The organism is Castellaniella defragrans (assembly GCF_014203015.1).
GTDB classification, from domain to species: domain Bacteria; phylum Pseudomonadota; class Gammaproteobacteria; order Burkholderiales; family Burkholderiaceae_B; genus Castellaniella; species Castellaniella defragrans.
Map to the genome: position 1 here is coordinate 35050 of NZ_JACHIB010000019.1, position 20377 is coordinate 55426.

General features: G+C 68.6%; 16 protein-coding genes. 7 read left to right on the forward strand and 9 right to left on the reverse strand.

Going from position 1 to position 20377, the window contains the following annotated elements; all coding sequences use genetic code 11:
• Window positions 1-9: 9 nt before the first annotated feature.
• Window positions 10-1503, forward strand: a complete 1494-nt coding sequence (locus HNR28_RS15175) for a CoA-acylating methylmalonate-semialdehyde dehydrogenase (RefSeq protein ID WP_043680927.1) — start codon at window positions 10-12, stop codon at window positions 1501-1503.
• 236 nt (window positions 1504-1739) lie between these two features.
• Entirely contained in the window at window positions 1740-2702 is a 963-nt protein-coding gene (locus HNR28_RS15180; RefSeq protein ID WP_043680930.1) for a CysB family HTH-type transcriptional regulator, read from the forward strand.
• On the opposite strand, the gene HNR28_RS15185 is transcribed toward HNR28_RS15180, so the two are convergent.
• From HNR28_RS15185 to HNR28_RS15205, 5 genes are all read right to left on the reverse strand, one after another.
• Window positions 2699-3442 carry an ABC transporter ATP-binding protein gene (locus tag HNR28_RS15185; protein WP_151025102.1) on the reverse strand — a complete coding sequence of 248 codons (744 nt, stop codon included), beginning with the start codon at window positions 3440-3442 and terminating at the stop codon, window positions 2699-2701. The genes HNR28_RS15180 and HNR28_RS15185 overlap by 4 nt on opposite strands.
• On the reverse strand, window positions 3439-4173 hold the full coding sequence (locus HNR28_RS15190) for an ABC transporter ATP-binding protein (RefSeq protein ID WP_043680934.1): 735 nt from the start codon (window positions 4171-4173) through the stop codon (window positions 3439-3441). Before HNR28_RS15190 ends, HNR28_RS15185 begins: the two co-directional genes overlap by 4 nt.
• 67 nt (window positions 4174-4240) lie before the next feature.
• Complete coding sequence (locus HNR28_RS15195) at window positions 4241-5188, reverse strand: branched-chain amino acid ABC transporter permease (RefSeq protein WP_151025101.1); 948 nt, start codon at window positions 5186-5188, stop codon at window positions 4241-4243.
• Window positions 5185-6048 carry a branched-chain amino acid ABC transporter permease gene (locus HNR28_RS15200; RefSeq protein WP_151025100.1) on the reverse strand — a complete coding sequence of 288 codons (864 nt, stop codon included), beginning with the start codon at window positions 6046-6048 and terminating at the stop codon, window positions 5185-5187. The genes HNR28_RS15195 and HNR28_RS15200 overlap by 4 nt, the downstream gene beginning before the upstream one ends.
• Before the next feature lie 30 nt (window positions 6049-6078).
• Window positions 6079-7296, reverse strand: coding sequence for an amino acid ABC transporter substrate-binding protein (locus tag HNR28_RS15205; RefSeq protein WP_151025099.1), 1218 nt, complete (start codon window positions 7294-7296; stop codon window positions 6079-6081).
• 260 nt (window positions 7297-7556) lie between these two features.
• Here HNR28_RS15205 and HNR28_RS15210 point away from each other — a divergent pair, with 260 nt between their 5' ends.
• A complete protein-coding gene (locus HNR28_RS15210; RefSeq protein WP_052355626.1) occupies window positions 7557-7982 on the forward strand; it encodes a DUF2325 domain-containing protein in 426 nt (141 codons plus the stop codon).
• A gap of 84 nt (window positions 7983-8066) precedes the next feature.
• Here the strand turns inward: HNR28_RS15210 and HNR28_RS15215 are convergent, their stop codons facing one another.
• Window positions 8067-8927, reverse strand: coding sequence for an NlpC/P60 family protein (locus tag HNR28_RS15215; RefSeq protein WP_211369329.1), 861 nt, complete (start codon window positions 8925-8927; stop codon window positions 8067-8069).
• A 405-nt stretch (window positions 8928-9332) separates the two neighbouring features.
• Here HNR28_RS15215 and HNR28_RS15220 point away from each other — a divergent pair, with 405 nt between their 5' ends.
• From HNR28_RS15220 to acs, 3 genes are all read left to right on the forward strand, one after another.
• Entirely contained in the window at window positions 9333-11219 is a 1887-nt protein-coding gene (locus HNR28_RS15220; RefSeq protein WP_151025098.1) for a propionate--CoA ligase, read from the forward strand.
• 137 nt (window positions 11220-11356) lie between these two features.
• Window positions 11357-12631, forward strand: coding sequence for an MFS transporter (locus tag HNR28_RS15225; protein ID WP_409364709.1), 1275 nt, complete (start codon window positions 11357-11359; stop codon window positions 12629-12631).
• 391 nt (window positions 12632-13022) lie between these two features.
• A complete protein-coding gene (gene acs / locus HNR28_RS15230; protein ID WP_151024733.1) occupies window positions 13023-15002 on the forward strand; it encodes an acetate--CoA ligase in 1980 nt (659 codons plus the stop codon).
• 163 nt (window positions 15003-15165) lie between these two features.
• On the opposite strand, the gene HNR28_RS15235 is transcribed toward acs, so the two are convergent.
• Complete coding sequence (locus tag HNR28_RS15235; RefSeq protein WP_151024734.1) at window positions 15166-16074, reverse strand: LysR family transcriptional regulator; 909 nt, start codon at window positions 16072-16074, stop codon at window positions 15166-15168.
• 202 nt (window positions 16075-16276) lie between these two features.
• Between HNR28_RS15235 and HNR28_RS15240 the strand changes: the two genes are divergently transcribed.
• Window positions 16277-18016 carry a methyl-accepting chemotaxis protein gene (locus HNR28_RS15240; protein WP_151024735.1) on the forward strand — a complete coding sequence of 580 codons (1740 nt, stop codon included), beginning with the start codon at window positions 16277-16279 and terminating at the stop codon, window positions 18014-18016.
• Here HNR28_RS15240 and HNR28_RS15245 read toward each other — a convergent pair.
• Together HNR28_RS15245 and HNR28_RS15250 are read right to left on the reverse strand one after the other, a co-directional pair.
• Entirely contained in the window at window positions 18013-18666 is a 654-nt protein-coding gene (locus HNR28_RS15245; protein WP_043680956.1) for a MarC family protein, read from the reverse strand. The genes HNR28_RS15240 and HNR28_RS15245 overlap by 4 nt on opposite strands.
• Window positions 18666-20312, reverse strand: coding sequence for an electron transfer flavoprotein-ubiquinone oxidoreductase (locus HNR28_RS15250; RefSeq protein ID WP_043680959.1), 1647 nt, complete (start codon window positions 20310-20312; stop codon window positions 18666-18668). Before HNR28_RS15250 ends, HNR28_RS15245 begins: the two co-directional genes overlap by 1 nt.
• Between the last annotated feature and the right edge of the window lie 65 nt (window positions 20313-20377).

The window sequence follows — 20377 nt, forward strand, 5'->3', positions numbered from 1 at the left end:
GAGGTTTTAATGAGCGACATCCCACGCGTCCCGCTGCTGATCGGCGGGAAACTCGTCCAGTCCGAAACCACGGAATGGCGCGACGTCATCGATCCGGCGACCCAGGAAGTGGTCGCGCGGGTGCCTTTCGCCACGCCGGCCGAAGTCGAGCGGGCGGTGGCCGATTCCAAGGAGGCCTTCAAGACCTGGCGCAACACCAGCCAGGCCAAGCGCCGCCAGATCATGGTGGATTTCGCCCAGCTGCTGCGGGAACACACCCCGAAGATCGCCGAGGCCATTTCCCGCGAGCACGGCAAGACCCTGCCGGATGCCGAGGGCGAGGTCGCGCGCGGCCTGGAAGGCGTGGACCACGCCGCGTCGGCCCACACCCTGCAGCTGGGCGACTATGCCGAAAATGCCGCCACCGGCATCGACGTCTATTCGGTCATCCAGCCCCTGGGCGTGTGCGCTGGGATCACGGCCTTCAACTTCCCCGTGATGCTGCCGTGCTGGATGTTCCCCATCGCCGTCACCTGCGGCAACACCTTCGTCTACAAGCCTTCCGAGCAGGATCCCACGGCTTCGCTGATGGTGGCCCAGCTGGCCCTGGAAGCTGGCCTGCCGCCCGGGGTGCTGAACGTGGTGCACGGCGGCGCGGACGTGGCCAACGCCCTGTGCGACCATCCCGACATCAAGGCCGTGTCCTTCATCGGCTCGACCCGCGTCGGCACGGAGATCTACCGCCGTTCCTCGCACGCCGGCAAGCGCTGCCAGGCCATGATGGGCGCCAAGAACCACAGCGTCATCATGCCCGACGCCGACCGCGAGGCCGCCCTGAACTCGATGCTGGGCGCCGCCTTCGGCGCGGCCGGCGAGCGCTGCATGGCGATCTCCGTGCTGGTGCTGGTGGGCGAGGCGCAGAAGTGGCTGCCCGACTTCGTCGAGCGCGCGCGCAAGCTGAAGGTCAACATCGGCCTCGACCGCCAGGCGGACCTGGGCCCGCTGATCTCGCCCGCCGCCAAGCAGCGCGTCGAGGGCCTGATCCAGAAGGGCGTGGACGAAGGCGCCGAGCTGCTGCTCGACGGCCGCGGCATCCAGGTGGCCGGGTATGAAAAGGGCAACTTCGTCGGGCCGACGGTGTTCAGCGGCGTGAAGCCCGACATGAGCATCTACCGCGAGGAAATCTTCGGGCCGGTGCTGTCGGTGGTGCTGGTGGACACGCTGGAAGAGGCGGTGGAGTTCATCAACGCCAATCCCAACGGCAACGGCACCTCGATCTTCACGCAGGACGGCGGCCATGCCCGCTACTTCCAGAACAACATCGACGTCGGCCAGGTCGGGATCAACATCCCCATCCCGGTGCCGGTGGCCTGGTTCAGCTTCACCGGCTCGCGCGCCTCGAAGCTGGGCGACCTGGGCCCCAACGGCCGCCAGTCGGTCTACTTCTGGACCCAGACCAAGACTGTGACCGCCCGCTGGCAGGCCCATCCGCGCGAGGTCAACACCACGATCTCGATGAAGTAGGCTCGCGCCGCGGGCCAGCACTCCGGCCTTCGCGCCGGAGTTTTCTTTGGTGCGCTCGGCGCGCGCCGGCCCGGAGGCGCCCGGCGTCCCCCGGCGCCCGGCCCGGGATGCCGTCCGGCAGGCCGCCAGGACACCGTCCGGGGCCCTCCCGCCCCCGGAACCTAAACTAATAACAAAAAATCATATGAACCAGGTTCTATATTACATATAATGGCTCTTCCTATAGGGCCATCGTCATGAACCTGCAGCAATTCCGTTTTGTCCGCGAAACGATCCGGCGCAACTTCAACCTGACCGAAGCCGCCCGTTCGCTGTACACGTCCCAGCCGGGGGTGTCCAAGGCCATCATCGAATTCGAGGACGAGCTCGGTGTGCGGATCTTCGAGCGGCACGGCAAGCGCCTCAAGGGCCTGACCAAGCCGGGTCAGGCCGTGTCGGCGGTCATCGACCGCATCATGCGCGAGGTGGACAACCTGAAGAAGGTGAGCGACGAATTCGCCCAGCGCGACGAAGGCTCCCTGGTCATCGCCTGCACCCATACCCAGGCCCGCTACCTGCTGCCGCGCGTGATCCCGGCGTTCCGCGCGCGCTTCCCCAAGGTCCACGTGTCCCTGGCCGAAGGCAACCCCGAGCACCTGGCCAGGCTGGTCCTGCACGAACAGGCGGACCTGGCCATCGCCACCGAGACCCTGGCCCAGACCCCGGGCCTGGTGGCCCTGCCGGTGTACGCCTGGGAGCACACCCTGGTGGTGCCGCCCGACCATCCCCTGACCGAACTGACCTCCAGCGCCGCGCGCAACCTGTCGCTGGATCACCTGGCCAAATACCCCATCGTCACCTACGACCGGGCGTTCTCGGGCCGGCGCGCCATCGACGCGGCCTTCGAGCGGGCCGGGATCGAGCCCGACATCGTGCTCGAAGCCATCGACGCCGACGTCATCAAGACCTACGCCGACATCGGCCTGGGCATCGGCATCATCGCCGGCATGGCCTTCGACCCGCGCCGCGACAAGGGCCTGGTCGGCCTGCCCGCCGGCCACCTGTTCGGCCGGCACACCACCAGCGTGGCGATCAAGCGCGGCGTGTTCCTGCGCGATTTCGTCTACGTGCTGATGGAGATGCTGGCGCCGGAACTGACGCGCGACGTGGTGTCCGAGGCCGTCGCGCAGCCCGCCCCGCCGGTCCGCGACGCGGCTTAGACCCCCAGATAGGCCCGCTTCAATTCCGGATCCTCGATCAGGTCGCGGGCCGGGCCTTCGCGCACGATCCGGCCGGTCTCCAGCACGTAGGCGCGGTCGGCCGCCGCCAGCGCCAGGTGGATGTCCTGCTCGACCAGCAGGATGGTCACGCCCTGGTCGCGGATGGCCGTCAGGTTGTCCATCAGCTGGTCCACGATGATCGGGGCCAGCCCCAGGCTCATCTCGTCGACCATCAGCAGGCGCGGGCGCGCCATCAGGGCGCGCGCCATGGCGCACATCTGCTGCTCGCCGCCGGACATGCTGCCGGCCAGCTGGCGCCGCCGCTCGGCCATGCGGGGAAACAGGCCGTAGACCTTGTCCAGGTCGGCGCGCACCTCCGCCTTGTCGTCGCGCCGGTAGGCGCCCATCAGCAGGTTGTCCTGCACCGACATGCGCGGAAAGAGCTGGCGGCCCTCGGGCACCTGCACGATGCCCAGGCGGAAGATCGCGTCGGGCGTGAGTCCGCCGATGGAGCGGCCTTCCCATTCGATGGTGCCCGACTGGACCGGCAGCAGGCCCGAGAGCGTGCGCAGCAGGGTGGTCTTGCCCGCGCCGTTGCTGCCCACCAGCGCCAGGAACTCGGCCGGCCGGACGTCCAGGGAGACCGACTGCAGCACCCCGACCAGGCCGTAGCCGGCCGACAGGCCGCGGATCCGCAGCAGCGCGTCCCGCGGGGCGGGTGCGGGCGTGGTGGCGTTCATGAGCGCTTCTTCCCGAGATAGGCTTCGACGACGCGGCTGTCGGTGAGCACGCTGTCGGGCGCGCCGTCGGCGATCTTCTCGCCGTGGTGCAGCACCATGATGCGGTCCGACAGGGTGCGGATCGCCTTGATGACGTGCTCGATGACGATGATGCTGATGCCGGTGCCGCGCACCTTGCGGATGATGTCGATGACTTCGTCGATCTCCACCAGGTTCAGGCCGGCCATGACCTCGTCGCACAGCAGCACGCGCGGCTGCATGGCCAGGGCCTTGGCCAGCTCCAGGCGCTTGCGGTCGGGGCCGCCCAGGTCCTCGGCGCGGTGGCCGGCGTGCCGGCCCAGCCCGACGAAGTCCAGGCATTCGCGGGCGCTTTCGCGCGCCAGCGCGAGTTTGGCCTGGCCCCGCCCGCGGCCGAACAGGGCGCCGACCGCCACGTTGTCCAGCACCGACAGGCCGGGGAAGGGCTGCATGATCTGGAAGGTGCGGCCGATGCCCAGGCGCGCGCGGCGGAAGGCGGCCAGGCGGTCGATGCGCCGGCCGTCGAACCAGACCTCGCCCTCGGTGGGGTCCAGGGTGCCGCTCAGCAGGCTGATCAGCGTGGTCTTGCCCGCGCCGTTGGGGCCGATGAAGCCCAGGATCTCGCCGGGCAGCAGCGAGAAGCTGACGTCGTGCACGGCCACCAGCCCGGCAAAGCGGCGCGTCAGGCCGCGGGCTTCGAGGATGGGCTTCATGCGGCCTCCCCGGCGCCGCGCGCCGTCCCGGCGGAAGGGAATTCGCCTCTGGAGCGGTCCTGCGTGCTCATAGCCGATGCATCCGGATGTTTTCGATGAAGTAGCGCCAGCCCGTGCGGCGGTAGCGCCGGGCGACGTCGGCCAGGCCGCGCGGCATCAGCACCACGGCGACGACGATGACGGCGCCGAAGAACAGGCCGGCGATGCTGGTGACCTCGCTGGACAGGAACTCGGAGAGGGCCGACAGGATGAGCGAGCCGACGATGGGGCCGAGGACCGTGCCCGGGCCGCCGAAGACCGCCATGATGATCATCTTCACGTTCAGCGTGATGTCGAAGGCGCTTTCCGGGTCGAGGAAGGTGATCCAGTAGGCGTGGATGCCGCCGGCCAGGGCGCTGAACACGCCGGCCAGGGCGAAGGCCAGGACCTTGTAGCGCGTGGTGTCCACGCCCATCACGACCGCGCCTTCCTCGTTCTCGCGGATGGCGATCAGGCCGAAACCGAAGCGGCTGCGCGTCAGCCACCAGACCGTCAGGGTGGCCGCGACGAGCAGGCCCAGCGACAGTTCGTAGAACAGGGGATCGTCGTTCAGCGGCGGCAGCACCAGGCCGATGTTCTGGCCGGCCAGCTCGACGTTGGAGACGATGGCCGCCATGACCTGGGCCAGGGCCAGGGTGGCGATGGCGAAATAGTGGCCCTTCAGGCGCAGCACCGGGATGCCCAGGCAGATGGCGAAGACCACCGCCAGCAGCACGCCGAAGGCCAGTCCCGCGGCGAAGGGCAGCTGCCACTGCACCATGGCGATGCCCACGCCGTAGGCGCCCAGGCCGTAGAAGGCGGAATTGCCGAAGGACGGGTAGCCGGCGTAGCCGCCGATGATGTTCCAGCCCTGGGCCAGCACGGCCAGCAGCAGGGTGCTGATGCCGAACTGCACGAGCGTGTCCGAGCCGTACAGCGGCAGCAGTGCGAGCGCGACCAGCACGGCCAGGGCGAGGAAGATGCGCGCGGCCGTCATGCGGTCCTCCCGAGCAGGCCGCTGGGGCGCAGGATCAGCACCAGCACCAGCACGCCGAAGCTGGCCACGTCGGCGAAGGTCGGGCCGACGTACAGGGTGGTCAGCGCCTCGATCAGGCCCAGCACCAGGCCGCCGGCGATGACGCCCAGCGGCGTGTCCAGCCCGCCGATGATGGAAATCGCGAAGGACTTGGCGGTCAGGGTCGCGCCAATGTAGGGGTTGATCTGCGACACGGTGCCGTACAGGCCGCCGGCCGCGCCGGCCAGCGCCAGGCCCAGGCCGAAGGTCACGGCGTACAGGTGGCGCGGCTCGACGCCGTGCAGGCGCGCCGCCGCCAGGTTCTGGGCGGTCGCGCGGATCGCCCGGCCCAGCCGCGTGTGCAGCAGGAAGCGCCACATGGCCAGCGTCAGCAGGATGGCCAGGCCCGACGCCGCCAGGCGCACCAGCGGGACGGTCACGCCCAGGACGTCGATGTTGCGCCCGGAATAGGACGGGTTGATGGTGCGGAAGTCGGCCGAGAACACCAGCTGCGCCAGGTAGGTCAGGACGACCTCCAGGCCGAAGGTGATCAGCAGCGTGTTGAACATGGGCGCCCGGGCGATGAGGTTCAGGATGCCGCGCTGGATCGCGTAGCCGATGCCGAACATCAGGACCGCGGTGAGGGGCAGCCCGAGGAAGGGATCCAGGCCCAGCCAGGTGTAGCTGTACCAGGAGATGTAGGCGCCCAGCATGATGAAGGCGCCGTGGGCCAGGTTGACGATGTTGAGCACCCCCCAGACCAGGGCCAGGCCGAGCGCCATGATGGCGTACAGCCCGCCCTGCAGGATGCCGTTGACGAGGACTTGCAGCAGAAGGTCCAAGGCGGGCTCTCCCGGGATCGTGAAGGGGGATCAGCGCTTGGACCAGTCGGGCATCGGGTATTTCGCGTCGCGCAGGAACTTGCTGCCGTCGAACACGGCCGCGGGCTTGCCGTCCTGCACCTGGATCACCACCTGGTCGAGGTCGATCTGGCCGTTGCCGGCGAAGGCGATGTGCCCGTAGAGGCTCTGGAAGTCGCTGCCGGCCAGGGCGTCGCGCACGGCCTTGGGATCGAGCGACCCGGCCTTCTCGATGGCCTTGACGATGGCCTCGACGTCGGCCACGCCCGAGGCGGCGTGGTAGTCGGGCTCGTAGCGGTACTGGGCGCCCCAGGCCTTGGCGAACTGGGCGGCGTCGCCGAACCAGTCGTCCTTCAGCGTCTCGCTGGGCAGCCAGGCGGACATGCCGAAGGCATATTCGGCGTCCGCGCCCAGGGCCTTGCGGAAGTCCTCGCTGGGCACGCCCACGGTGAAGGAATAGAGCTTGGGCGAGACGTCCAGGCTCTTGGCCTGGCGGATGAAGTTCAGGATCTCGGTCTCGTGCCCCGCGACCAGCACGGCGTCGGCCTGCTTGGACTTGATCTGCGACAGCAGGGTGTTGAAGTCGCTGGCGTTGCTGCTGTAGCGCTCGTCGATCACGGTCTTCAGGCCGGCCTGCTCCAGCAGCGGGCGGGTGCCCTTGGCCACCGACACGTCGAAGGCGTCGTCCGCGTAGAGCAGGGCGATCTGGGCGGGCGCCGGCTTGAGCTGCTTGAGCATGGCGATGGTGCTGCCGAAGTAGTTGCTGGCCGGCGCCAGGGTGCCGAAGACGTACTTGAAGCCGCGCGAGAAGATCTGGTCCGAGGCGCCGCCGCCCTGCACCATGGGGACCTGGTATTTTTCCGAGACGGCGGAGTCGGCCAGGGCGAAGTTGCTGGCGAAGGGTCCGAGCAGGAAGTTCACCTTGTCCTTGGAGACCAGCTGCGTGTACTGGCGCACGCTCAGGTTCACGTCCGACTGGTTGTCGTAGATCTTCAGCGCCAGGGTGTATTGCTTGCCGCCGACCTGGACGCCGCCCTTGCGGTTGATCTGGTCCACCGCGAGCTGGTAGGCGTCCTTGTAGTAGCGCCCGGTGTTGGCCACGGGCCCGGTCAGCTGGACCGAGGCGCCCAGGACGATCTCGTTGCCGGCCGCCTGGCTGGCGGGGCTGCCCAGGCTCAGGGCCAGGGCCAGGGCCGCGCAGGGCAGCCCGTCGCGCAACAGGGTGTGCATGGTGTGTCTCCGTTGGAAGGGTTCTTCTTTCGGAAATTGTGCGCCGCGCCCGGTAACAGTTTTCTGAACGGAAATTGACGGGAAACTGAATTCTCCGGGGAAAGAGGGGAAGTGCGTCAGGGTAAATCCCGAGACGATGCGAAGCCTTGTTACATCAAACAGAATTGCGTTTGTTAATAGGAATGATTATCATTAACTATCAAAACCACGATCACAGGCCGGTCATCCACCGCACCGGCTCACCACCCGGAGTCGATTTCATGGCGCAATCGCAACTGCAACCGCAATCGCAGTCCCAAGTCAGTGCACTGATCGTCGGCGCGGACCGGCTGGGCAACATCCCGGACCTGCTGCGCGACCACAACATCGCCATCCGCCATCACATCAGCGGCCGCGATCCCGCGCATCAGAAAAAGGCGCCCGCGCTGCCTTCCGGCACCGACCTGGTCATCCTGCTGACGGATTTCCTGGGGCACAACGTGATGAAGACCTTCCGCCTGGCGGCGCAGCGCGCCGGCATCCGCGTGCTGGCATGCCGGCGGTCGGTGTGCAGCATGCAGCAGGCGCTGGACCAGTGCGGCTACTGTAAAGCATGCCCGCTGCGGGAAGAGAACACGGCCGGCTCGGGGGCGCGCGTCTCGTGCAAGCGGCGGGGCGGGCACGGCGGGCTGGCTCTGCAGGCGTAGACGCGCGGGCCCGGTGTGGAAAGCCCCGGCAAGGCGCCGGGGCTTCTCTTTTTTGGACGGAGCCGTCTCAGGGAAGGGGCCGCCTCAGCGCTTGGCGGCCACGCGCCTGGTGCTCGTGTGCTTTGCGGCCGCGGACTTGGCCGCTGCGGGCCTGGCGGCCGTGCGCCTGGCCGTCGCGGGCTTGGCGGCGGCGTGCTTGGCGCTGGCATGCCGGGTGTTCGCGTGCTTGCCGCCGGACGCGGGCGTGGCGGCCGCGGGTTCGGCGGCTTCGACGGCCGCGAGCGAGCTGGCGTCGGACTGCGCCTGCAGGCGCCGGGCGCCGTTGTAGCGCTTGCGCCAGTAGGCCATGTCCATGCTGTCGACGCGGATGCTGGCGCCGGTGCGCGGCGCGTGCAGGAATTTGTGGTCGCCCAGGTAGATGCCGACGTGCGAATAGCGCTGGCCCAGGGTGTTGAAGAACACCAGGTCGCCGCGCCGCAGTTCCTCGCGGTCCACGGAGATGCCCTGCTGGGCCTGCTCGCGCGCCCGGCGGGGGAGTTTCAGGCCGAGGGATTTTTCGGCCGCGTAGGCGACCAGGCCGCTGCAGTCGAAGCCTTCGCCGGGGGCGTCGCCGCCGTAGCGGTATTTGACCCCCAGGAACTTCATGGCGGTGGCCGCCAGGGTCTTGGGCGCCTGGCTGGTGCCGTAGAGTTCCGCTTCGGGGGTGTCGATGGCGAGGCTGCGCTTGTTGTCGAGCCAGGCGCCCAGCGGATCGGACTGGGTGCTGAGCAGGTAGCTGTCGCGCAGCAGGTGATTGGAGGTGAGGCTGGCGTCGGCCGTCTTGCGGGGCTGGTGCGCGCATCCGGCCAGCGCCACGAGGCCCGCGCACAGCAGCAGTTTCAGGGAACGGACCGCCAGGGGGCGGGGTGGATTCGGCTGATCTGAGGCGGAATGGGGCGGTGGCATGGGCGGATGGCTAACGGATGTCGTCGCCCGCAGCCGCCTCGCGTGGCCGCGGCGCTTAAACGAGCGCGGCACGGGTCGCGGGCTGGCCGGATACCGGGCGCCGGGTTGATCTGATGGGTTGCCCGCCCTGCGGACAACTCTCCGAGTGTAGTGGATCGAGCCGGTCGAGTAAAGCCGGGATTTGGCCGGGGTTTGGCCTTCCTTTCCCTGCGCTGCCCGCGCGTCTTCCATCGGGCTCCCATCAGGCTCCCATCAGGCCCGCGTCAGTCTCGCGTCAGGCGGGCGTTGTATGTTCGGCGCCAGGGTGTAGCATGTCACCCATTCAGCATGCCATCCTTTCCATCCACTCTATATAGAAACTCCCGCGGTCCGCACGGGCCGCAGGGCGGCACCGGAGACGAACCCATGCAGAAAGTCCGCGAATTCCATCGCCAGTCGATCCAGGACCGGGAGGCCTTCTGGGCGCGCGAGGCCCAGCGCATCCACTGGGAAACCCCCTTCACCCGCGTGCTGGATTATTCCCGGCCGCCGTTCGCGCGCTGGTTCGTCGGCGGGCGCACCAACCTCTGCTACAACGCCGTCGACCGCTGGCTCGACACCCAGGGCGACCAGCCCGCCCTGATCTGGGTGTCCACCGAGGTCGACCAGGAAATCGTCTACACCCGCGCCGATCTCGCGCGCGAGGTCAACGCCGCCGCCGCCACGCTGCAGGAACTCGGGGTCGTCCAGGGCGACCGCGTGCTGATCTACCTGCCCATGATTCCCCAGGCGGCCTTCTTCATGCTGGCCTGCGCCCGGCTGGGCGCCATCCATTCGGTGGTGTTCGGCGGCTTCGCCGCGCACAATCTGGCCCAGCGCATCGACGACGCCCAGCCCCGGGTGATCGTGTCCACCGACGCGGGTTCGCGCGGCGGGCGGCCGATCGCCTACAAGCCGCTGCTGGACCAGGCGATCGAGCAGTCCTCCCATGCGCCCGAGCGCGTCGTGCTGGTGAACCGGGGCCTGGCGCCCATGGACCTGACGCCGGGCCGCGACCTGGAATACGCGCCCTTGCGGGCGCGCCACCTGGATGCCCAGGTGCCGGTGGTCTGGCTGGAATCCAACGAACCCAGCTACATCCTGTACACCTCGGGCACGACCGGCAATCCCAAGGGCGTCCAGCGCGACGTCGGCGGCTACGCGGTGGCGCTGTGCGCGTCCATGGAATACATCTACGGCGGCAAGCCGGGCGACGTCTATTTCTCCAGCAGCGACGTGGGCTGGGTGGTGGGGCACTCCTACGTGGTCTACGGGCCGCTGCTCAACGGCCAGGCGACCGTCATGTACGAGGGCACGCCGGTGCGCCCCGACGCCGCCATCCTCTGGCGCATCGTCGAGATCTACCGCGTCAACGTGCTGTTTTCCGCGCCGACGGCGATCCGCGTGCTGAAGAAGCACGATCCCGCCCTGCTGAGCCGCCACGACCTGTCCAGCCTGGAGCGCATCTACCTGGCGGGCGAGCCGCTCGACGAGCTCACCGGCCAGTGGCTGTCCGAGGCGCTGGGCAAGCCCGTGATCGACAACTACTGGCAGACGGAGACCGGCTGGCCGATCCTCTCGGCCCAGCCCGGGATCGAGGAAGTCCCCACCCGCTTCGGCAGCCCGTCCTTCCCGGTCTACGGCTACGACGCGCGGGTGGTCGACGAGACCACCGGGCGGGACTGCGGCCCGAACCAGAAGGGCGTGGTGGCGATCGAGCCGCCGCTGCCGCCGGGGGCGATGAGCACGATCTGGGGCAACGACGAACGCTTCGTGCGCACCTACTTCCAGTCCTTCCCCGGCCGCCTGTGCTATTCGACCTCCGACTGGGGGCTGGTGGACGACGACGGCTACTGGTACATCCTGGGCCGCACCGACGACGTGATCAACGTCGCCGGGCACCGCCTGGGCACGCGCGAGATCGAGGAATCGGTCAACACCCACCCGGCCGTGGCCGAATCGGCGGTGGTGGGGGTGGCGGACCAGCTCAAGGGCCAGGAGGCCATGGCCTTCGCCGTGCTGCGCAATCCCGCGCTGCTGGAAGAATCCGGCGCCCGCGAGCGCCTGGAAGCCGAGATCAAGCGCGTCATCGAGCAGCGCAACGGCGCCGTGGCCCGCCCGGCGCGCATCCTGTTCGTCAACACCCTGCCCAAGACGCGCTCGGGCAAGGTCCTGCGCCGGGCCATCGTGGCGCTGTGCGAAGGCCGCGATCCGGGCGATCTGACGACGATCGAGGATCCGGGCGCGCTCGACCAGATCCGTACGGCACTGTGAGCGGGCGGCGGGACGCAGCCGGATCCGGGCCGGGTGCGGACGGGTCGGGCGGCCAGCCGGACGCCGGCCGACCCGGCGCGGGCCGTCCGGACGCGGACGGGGCCGCCGCACGCGCCGGCTCGCCGCTGCGGCCGGGCGTGAGGCGGCGCGAGGTCTGGTCCTGGGCGATGTACGACTTCGCCAATTCCGGCTATACCACCGTGGTGCTGACGACGGTGTTCAACGCCTATTTCGTCGGCGTGGTGGCGGCCGGGAAGAGCTGGGGCACCCTGGCGCTGACGGCGGCGCTGTCGCTGTCCTACCTGGCGGTGATGCTGTGGATGCCGGGCCTGGGCGCGCGGGCCGACGCGCGCGCCGGCCACCGCCGGCTGCTGTTCTCCAGCACCGCAGGCTGCGTGCTGGCCACGGCGATGCTGGCCAGCGTGGAGCCGGGCGACGTCGTCTGGGGGCTGCTCTGGCTGGCGCTGTCCAATGTCTGCTATTGCATCGGCGAGTCGGCGGTGGCGTCGTTCCTGCCCGGGCTGGCGCGGCCCGAGGCCATGGGGCGGGTGTCCGGCTGGGGCTGGAGCTTCGGCTATTTCGGCGGCATGCTGGCCCTGGGCCTGGCGCTGTGGGTGGCGGCCGCGGCGGAATCCGGCGGCCTGCCGGCCCAGGCCTACGTCCCCTGGATCATGGGGCTGACGGCCGTCCTGTTCGCGGCGGCGGCGCTGCCGGCGTTCCTGTGGCTGCGCGAGCCCGGCACCGGCGCCGGCCGCCCGCCGGTGGCGATGCTGGCCCAGTTGCGGGCGGCGTGGCGCGAGACCCGCCGCGACTTTCCCGACTTCCGCCGCCTGCTGCAGTGCATTGCCTGCTACCAGGCGGGGATCGCGGTGGTGATCACGCTGTCGGCCGTCTACGCCACCGAGGTCATGGGCTTCGGCATGCGCGAGACCATGCTGCTGGTGTTCCTGGTGAACATCGGCGCCGCCGTCGGGGCCTTCTGTTTCGGCTACCTGCAGGACCGCATCGGCCACCGCAAGGCCCTCGCCCTGACCCTGCTGGGCTGGATCGCCATGGTGCTGCTGGCGGTCTCGGCCCGCTCGCTGCCGGTGTTCTGGACGGCCGCCGCCCTGGCGGGGCTGTGCATGGGGACCAGCCAGAGCGCGGGCCGGGCCATGGTGGGGGTGCTGGCGCCGGCCAGCCGCCCGGCGGAATTCTTCGCCCTGTGGACCTTCGCCGTGCAGCTGGCGGCCGTGGTCGGGCCGCTGTCCTACGGCGTGCTGGTCTGGGCCACGGCGGGCAATCATCGCGCCGCGCTGCTGGCGACCGGGCTGTTCTTCCTCGCGGGCCTCGCGCTGCTGGGGCGGCTGGATTTCGCGCGCGGCATCCGCGCCCGGGATGAGCCCGGACACAGGTCAGTCCCTGCGGACTGACCTGTGCCGGGCGAATCGGAGCGGCCTGCAAGCCGCGACGTGGAGAGCTGCCACGGCTGGAGAGTCCCTGCGGACTGACCTGTGCCGGGCGAATCGGAGCGGCCTGCAAGCCGCGACGTGGAGAGCTGCCACGGCTGGAGAGTCCCTGCGGACTGACCTGTGCCGGGCGAATCGGAGCGGCCTGCAAGCCGCGACGTGGAGAGCTGCCACGGCTGGGGAGTCCCTGCAAGCCGCGACGTGGGCAAGTCACGCGGTAGACCGCCCGACCCTGCGCCGCAGCGCCTTCCCGCCCGGAGGCGGGTAGCATTTGTCAGTATCGAGTAAGCAACGTGCGGTACGGTTGCAACATTCAAACATAAAGTGAACGCATCACTAAACTCAGGAGCGAGCCATGACCACGGAGATCGAATCCATATTGGTGGAAAACCGGGTGTTTCCGCCGCCTGCCGACCTCGTCGCGCAGGCCAATGTGTCGGGGATGGAGGGCTACCAGGCCCTGTGCGACGAAGCCAAGCGCGACCCCGACGCCTTCTGGGCCCGCCTGGCCAATGAAAACCTGGTCTGGTCCAAGCCCTTCACCCAGGTGATCGACGAGTCGAACAAGCCGTTCTACAAGTTCTACGCCGACGGCCAGATGAACGTCTCGGCCAACTGCCTGGACAAGCACCTGGGCACCCCGGCCGAGAACCGCACCGCCATCATCTTCGAGGCGGACGACGGCAAGGTCACCAAGGTCACCTACAAGGAACTGCACGCGCGGGTCGCGCAGTTCGCCAACGCCCTGAAGTCCCTGGGCTACCAGGCCGGCGAGCGCGCCATCATCTACCTGCCCATGTCGATCGAGGCCGTGGTCGCCATGCAGGCCTGCGCCCGCCTGGGCATCATCCATTCCGTGGTGTTCGGCGGCTTCTCGTCCAAGAGCATCCACGAGCGCACCGTGGACGTCGGCGCCTCGCTGGTGATCACGGCCGACGCGCAGTTCCGCGGCGGCAAGGCCATCGCGCTGAAGGACGCCGTGGACGAGGCCATCGCCATGGGCGGCTGCGAGGCTGTGCGCAAGGTCATCACCTACAAGCGCGCCGGCACCGAAGTCCAATGGAACGACGGGCGCGACCTGTGGTGGCACGACGTCGTCCAGGGCCAGTCCGCCGACTGCCCGCCCGTGGCCGTCGACGCCGACCATCCGCTGTTCATCCTGTACACCTCCGGCTCCACCGGCAAGCCCAAGGGCGTGCAGCATTCCAGCGCCGGCTTCCTGCTGTGGTCGCTGATGACCATGAAATGGACCTTCGACGCCAAGCCGACCGACGTGTTCTGGTGCACGGCCGACGTGGGCTGGGTGACGGGCCACTCCTACGTCACCTACGGCCCGCTGGCCGCCGGCGTGACCCAGGTGGTCTTCGAGGGCGTGCCCACCTATCCGGACGCCGGGCGCTTCTGGAAGATGATCCAGGAGCACAAGGTCACGATCTTCTACACCGCGCCCACGGCCATCCGCTCGCTGACCAAGCTGTCCGAGGCCGATCCCAAGGTCCATCCCAAGTCCTTCGACCTGAGCACGCTGCGCATCATCGGTTCGGTGGGCGAGCCCATCAACCCCGAAGCCTGGGTCTGGTACTACAACAACGTCGGCGGCCAGCGCTGCCCGGTGATCGACACCTGGTGGCAGACGGAAACCGGCGCGCACATGATCACGCCGCTGCCGGGCGTCACCCCGCTCAAGCCGGGCTCCTGCACGCTGCCGCTGCCGGGCATCGATGCCGCCATCGTCGACGAGACCGGCGAAGAGGTCGAGCGCGGCAAGGGCGGCTTCCTGGTGATCCGCCGCCCGTGGCCCTCGATGATCCGCACGATCTGGGGCGACCCGGAACGCTTCAAGAAGACCTACTTCCCCGACGAGCTGAAGGGCTACTACCTGGCCGGCGACGGCGCCCAGCGCGACAAGGACGGCTACTTCTGGATCATGGGCCGCATCGACGACGTGCTGAACGTCTCGGGCCACCGCCTGGGCACGATGGAAGTCGAGTCGGCCCTGGTGGCGCACGAGATGGTGGCCGAGGCCGCCGTGGTCGGCCGCCCGGACGACACCACCGGCGAGGCCGTGGTGGCCTTCGTGGTGCTCAACGGTCCGCTGCCCCAGGGCGACCAGGCCGCCGTCGTGGCCAAGCAGCTGCGCGACTGGGTGGCCAAGGAAATCGGCCCCATCGCCAAGCCGCGCGAGATCCGCTTCGGCGAAAACCTGCCGAAAACCCGCTCGGGCAAGATCATGCGCCGCCTGCTGCGCGTGGTCGCCAAGGGCGAACCCATCACCCAGGACGTGTCCACCCTGGAAAATCCCGGCATCCTGGACCAACTGGCCCAGGTGCGGTAACGCGTGTCGGACGATGCGCTGTGATCCAGCGCATCGGACACAAGCAAAGGGGCGGGGGAATCCTCCGCCCCTTTTTTATGTGCGCCCAGCATGGGCGCACTCCTGGAGGGGCCGCCCCAAGGCAAAAAGCGGCCCCCTCCCCGTTTACGCCCCCCTCATTTCCTCATTCGCATTCCAGCAGGGGCGTCAGCAGGCCGTCGAGCCAGTCGTTGAAGATCAGCAGGCGCCGGGGCCGGTAGCGGGCGTAGGGGTGCACCAGCTGGATCGGCATGGCGGGCGCCGGCCAGGCGGGCAGGACTTCGACCAGTTCGCCGCGGTCCAGGTGCTCCTGGACGTCGAACGCCGGGACCTGGATCATGCCCAGTCCCGCGAGGCAGCAGGCGATGTAGTTCTCGACGTTGTTCACCGCCACCGGCCCCGGCATCCTCAGGGCGTGGCGGGCCGGACCTTCCATCCATTCCCAGGGCACGGGCTGCTCGCCGATGGTCGCCGGCAGGTAATGGATCGCCTGGTGGCGCGGCAGGTCGTCCGGGGATGCGGGCATGCCGAACCGCGCCAGGTAGTCGGGGCTGGCGCAGTTGACCATGCGCAACCGGCCCAGCGGCCTGACGATCAGGCTGTCGAGCCCCGCCGAGCCGACCCGCAAGGCGCAGTCGAATCCCTCCCGCGCCAGATCGGTGAGCCGGTCGCTGGAGCCGAGCAGGATCTCCAGCCTGGGGTGGCGCGCGTGGAATTCCAGCAGCGCCGGCGCGATCAGCCGCCGGGCGATGCGGCTGGGAACGTCCACGCGCAGGCGCCCGGTCATCTCGGTCTCCTGCGTATGGAAGAAATGCTCCAGGCTTTCCGCATCCTCGATGAAGAGACGGGCGCGCTCGAAGAACTCCTCGCCGTCCGGCGTCAGCTTGACGTGCCGCGTCGTCCGGTTGAACAGGCGCGAGCCGAGCCGCCTTTCGAGTTTCTGGATGGCCAGCGAAGCCGTGGGCCTGGGAATGCCCAGGAGCGCCGCGGCGGTGGTGAAGCTGCCGCTGTGGGTGACGCTGACAAAGACCCGGATTTCGTCGATCAGGCTCATGGATTGGTATTGGAAGCTGACAGGTGAATCAATATTTCCGCTATTTATTACTTTATGAATATCCCATACACTGCTGTTCCCATCAAGGTGACGATGCAAAATCCGCATGAGCGATAAGGACATGGGTGGCCGTCATTACGTTTGAAATAGATGGAAAACGCTTAACAAACAAGCAGTTCCATCTCGAAACCCAGGCGGAACCATGCGCAAGAACCTGCCCGTCACGCAAAACGTCCATGCGTATCCGGCACACCAGACGCTCATCTCCATCACCGACCTCAAGGGGCGGATCACCTATTGCAACGACGATTTCGTCAGCGTCAGCGGCTATCGGCGCGAGGAATTGCTGGGGCAGCCGCACAACATCCTGCGGCACCCCGACATGCCCGAAGAGGCCTTCCGCGACTTCTGGGAAACCATCCAGGCGAGCGGGATCTGGAGCTCCATCATCAAGAACCGGCGCAAGAACGGAGATGCCTACTGGGTGAGGGCCAATGCGACGCCCATGCGCAAAGGGCATGAAACGGTCGGCTACCTGTCGGTCCGCACCTTGCCGACTCCCGCGGAAATCGAGACGGCCGAGAACCTGTTCGCCCTCATGCGCGGCGAAGCCGCGAAGGCGGCCGGAAACGGCCGGCGCCTGAAGCACGTCTTCAGGAACGGCATGCTCAGGCGCCGGGGCCTGGCGGGCCTGGCGGGCGCCGTCCTGCATCCCGGCCGGATGGCGGCGCTGGGCCTGTTCGTCGTCCTGGCCGCCGCGGGCGCGCCGGTCGCCGCATTGCTCGGCGCGCCCGCCTGGGGCGAGGGGCTGGCGGGCCTGCTGGCCGCCGGGGTGGCGCTGGCCGGCATCCGGTCCGTCGCGATCCGGCCGGTGGCCGAGGTCGCGCAGGTGGCCGAGCGCCTGGCGAGCTGCGATCTGTCGGCCTTCGTCCGGATGGCCGAGCAAGGCGCCACGCGCAGGCTGCTGCTGCCCATCGGCCAGCTGGCCCTGGCGACCCGCACCGTCATGGTGGACGTGCGTAACGATCTGCGGACCCTCTCCGACATGGCGAAAGCCGTCGCCTCCCAGAGCTCGGACCTCGCCTCGCGCACGGAAACACAGGCCGCGAACCTGGTCCAGACCGCCGCCGCGATGGACGAGATCAGCAGCACGGTGGGGCAGACCTCGGACGTGAGCAAGGCGGGCCTGGAAGCCGCGCAGGAAGCCGTCCGGGCCGTGGAAGCCAGCCAGGAAACCACGCGCGACGTCTCGGACGTGATGAAGGAAATCGCGCAGTCCTCCCTGGATGTCGGCGCCTTCGCCAAGGTGATCGAGGACGTCGCGTTTCAGACCAACATCCTGGCGCTCAACGCCGCGGTCGAGGCCGCGCGGGCCGGCGAGCACGGCCGGGGTTTCGCCGTGGTCGCGGCCGAAGTGCGGGCGCTGTCCCAGCGCACCACGACGGCGGCCAAGGACATCCGCAACCTGATCCAGCAATCCCAGGAGCGGGCGAGCCAGGGCAACCAGAGCGTGGCGCAGGCGCAGGCGCGGATGGCCGACGTGGTCGCCAGCGTCGAGCGCGTCAAGCAGATGCTGGAAGAAATCAGTGGCGCGGCCGGCGAGCAGGCGCGCGGCGTGAACGAGATCAGCGCCGCGCTCCAGCAACTGGACCGCATCACGCAGGAAAATACCTCGATGGTGGAGGTGCTGACGGGCGCCTCGACGCGGATGAGCGCCAAGGTGGACCAGGCCGGGAGCAACATCATGGTGTTCCGGATCTCCCCGGACGACAGGACGCATGCCGAAACCGACGCCGTGGAACTGCGCCGGCAGATCAGGGCGAATGGCCTGGACCTGGAGGACGCCGCGTTGGCTCCGGGGCTCCCGTCCACGGAGCCCCCGCGCGGGCGGCGGGCCGGGCGCCCGGGGCCGGCTCGGGCGCCTGCCCAGGTGGCCTGCTAGTGCGCCAGCCCCGGCAGCAGCGCCTTGGTGCCCGCGAAGGTCATTTCCACGGCGATGGCCGCCAGGATCATGCCCATGACGCGGGCCATGATGACGCGCATCTTGGTCGAGAGCAGCTTGCCGATGGACGCGGCGAAATACAGCACCGCGAAGACCGAGGCCAGCACGGCCACCAGCACGATGCCGAACCCCAGGTACTGCGCCGAATGGCGCGCCTGGGCGCCGTAGATGATGAGCGTGGCGATGGTGCCGGGGCCCACGATCATGGGGAAGGTCAGGGGATAGAAGGCGGGGTTGTCCTCGACCTCGGCGCGGGCCGCCAGGCCGCCGACGTTCTTTTCCTGGGTGGCGCGCTCGTGCGAGGTGATCGGCTGGCCGTTGAGCATGGACAGCGCGATGCCGCTCAGCACCAGCCCGCCGGCGACGCGGAAGGAATCCAGGCTGACGCCGAAGAAGCGGATGATGTGGCTGCCCGCCAGCGAGATGACGATGCACATCGCCGTGGTGTAGATCAGGATCGCCACCGCCTGGCTGCGCTGTTCGGCCACGGTCTTGTTGCTCGTGACCGCCAGGAACAGCGGCAGGATGATGAACGGATTCATGATGGCGAACAGCGCGCCCAGGAACTTGGTAGCGAAGGTGATGTCCATCACATCCCGTTGTAGACCGGCCCCTCGCCGCCCTGCGGCGTCACCCAGACGATGTTCTGCGTCGGGTCCTTGATGTCGCAGGTCTTGCAGTGGACGCAGTTCTGGGCGTTGATCTGCAGGCGGTCCTCGCCGGTCTCGGTCTTGACGAACTCGTACACTCCGGCCGGACAGAAGCGCGCTTCCGGGCCGCCGAATTTCGCCAGGTTGATCTTCACCGGCACCGTGTCGTCCTTCAGCGTCAGGTGGACGGGCTCGTTCTCGTCGTGGTTGGTGTTGGAGATGAACACCGAACTGAGGCGGTCGAAGGTCAGCTTGCCGTCGGGCTTGGGGTAGTCGATGCGCGCGCATTCGGCCGCCGGCTGCAGGCAGGCGTGGTCGGGCTTGGTGCGGTGGATGGTCCAGGGCATCCGGCCCTTGAACAGCCATTGCTCGATGCCGGTCATCAGCGTGCCGACGGTGCGGCCCTTCTTGAACCACTGCTTGAAGTTGCGCGACTTGTTCAGCTCGGCGTGCAGCCAGGAGCGCTCGAAGGCGGCCGGGTAGGCGGTCAGTTCGTCGTGGCTGCGGCCCGCGGCCAGGGCGTCGAAGGCGGCCTCGGCGGCCAGGGCGCCGGACTTGATGGCCGAATGGCTGCCCTTGATGCGCGAGGCGTTCAGCATGCCGGCCTCGCAGCCCACCAGCACGCCGCCGGGGAAGCAGAGCTTGGGCAGGGACAGCAGCCCGCCGGCCGTGAGCGAGCGCGCGCCGTAGGCGATGCGCTTGCCGCCCTCGAAGGTGGCGCGGATCGCCGGATGGGTCTTGTAGCGCTGGAATTCCTCGAAGGGCGAGAGCCAGGGATTGGCGTAGTCCAGACCCACGACCAGGCCCACGGCCACCAGGTTGTCGTTCAGGTGGTAGAGGAAGGAGCCGCCGTAGGTGTCCGAATCCAGCGGCCAGCCGGCGGTGTGCATCACCATGCCGGGGCGCGCCTGCGCGGGATCGACTTCCCAGAGTTCCTTGATGCCGATGGCGTAGCTCTGCGGGTCGCGGCCGGCGTCCAGGCGGTATTTCTCGATCAGCTGGCGGCCCAGGTGGCCGCGCGAGCCTTCGGCGAAGATCGTGTAGCGCGCCAGCAGTTCCATGCCGGGCTGGTAGGCGTCGGTGTGGCTGCCGTCGCGCGCCACGCCCATGTCGCCGGTCAGCACGCCGCGCACGGCGCCGGACTCGGTGTAGAGGATCTGCGCGGCGGCGAAGCCGGGGAACACGTCCACGCCCAGGGCCTCGGCCTGCTCGCCCAGCCAGCGGGTGACGTGACCCAGGCGCACGATGTAGTTGCCGTGATTCTTGAAACAGTCCGGCAGCAGCCAGGCCGGCGTGGCGCGCGCGCCCGATTCGGTCAGGAACAGGAAGCGGTCGTCGGTGACGGCCACATCCAGCGGCGCGCCGCGTTCCTTCCAGTCGGGGATGAGCTCGGTCAGGGCCTGGGGATCCATCACGGCGCCCGAGAGGATGTGGGCGCCGATCTCGGCGGCCTTTTCCAGGACGCAGACGCTGACGTCCTGGCCGCGCTCGGCGGCCAGCTGTTTCAGGCGGATCGCCGCCGAAAGACCGGCCGGCCCGCCTCCGACGACGACGACGTCGTATTCCATCGATTCACGTTCAGTCATGGGTGCATTCCCGTTGCTTGATGAGCGTTGAGGATACTCTGGACAAGTCCCCGCGCCGCGTGCAT

Excerpts from the sequence above, each read along its gene's own strand:
- HNR28_RS15220 (WP_151025098.1), top strand. The coding sequence starts at position 9,333 with ATGCAGAAAGTCCGCGAATTCCATCGCCAGTCGATCCAGGACCGGGAG.
- HNR28_RS15190 (WP_043680934.1), bottom strand. The coding sequence starts at position 4,173 with ATGAAGCCCATCCTCGAAGCCCGCGGCCTGACGCGCCGCTTTGCCGGG.
- HNR28_RS15185 (WP_151025102.1), bottom strand. The coding sequence starts at position 3,442 with ATGAACGCCACCACGCCCGCACCCGCCCCGCGGGACGCGCTGCTGCGG.
- HNR28_RS15175 (WP_043680927.1), top strand. The coding sequence starts at position 10 with ATGAGCGACATCCCACGCGTCCCGCTGCTGATCGGCGGGAAACTCGTC.
- HNR28_RS15245 (WP_043680956.1), bottom strand. The coding sequence starts at position 18,666 with ATGGACATCACCTTCGCTACCAAGTTCCTGGGCGCGCTGTTCGCCATC.
- HNR28_RS15235 (WP_151024734.1), bottom strand. The coding sequence starts at position 16,074 with ATGAGCCTGATCGACGAAATCCGGGTCTTTGTCAGCGTCACCCACAGC.
- HNR28_RS15205 (WP_151025099.1), bottom strand. The coding sequence starts at position 7,296 with ATGCACACCCTGTTGCGCGACGGGCTGCCCTGCGCGGCCCTGGCCCTG.
- HNR28_RS15250 (WP_043680959.1), bottom strand. The coding sequence starts at position 20,312 with ATGACTGAACGTGAATCGATGGAATACGACGTCGTCGTCGTCGGAGGC.
- HNR28_RS15210 (WP_052355626.1), top strand. The coding sequence starts at position 7,557 with ATGGCGCAATCGCAACTGCAACCGCAATCGCAGTCCCAAGTCAGTGCA.
- HNR28_RS15240 (WP_151024735.1), top strand. The coding sequence starts at position 16,277 with ATGCGCAAGAACCTGCCCGTCACGCAAAACGTCCATGCGTATCCGGCA.
- HNR28_RS15195 (WP_151025101.1), bottom strand. The coding sequence starts at position 5,188 with ATGACGGCCGCGCGCATCTTCCTCGCCCTGGCCGTGCTGGTCGCGCTC.
- HNR28_RS15215 (WP_211369329.1), bottom strand. The coding sequence starts at position 8,927 with ATGCCACCGCCCCATTCCGCCTCAGATCAGCCGAATCCACCCCGCCCC.
- HNR28_RS15180 (WP_043680930.1), top strand. The coding sequence starts at position 1,740 with ATGAACCTGCAGCAATTCCGTTTTGTCCGCGAAACGATCCGGCGCAAC.
- acs (WP_151024733.1), top strand. The coding sequence starts at position 13,023 with ATGACCACGGAGATCGAATCCATATTGGTGGAAAACCGGGTGTTTCCG.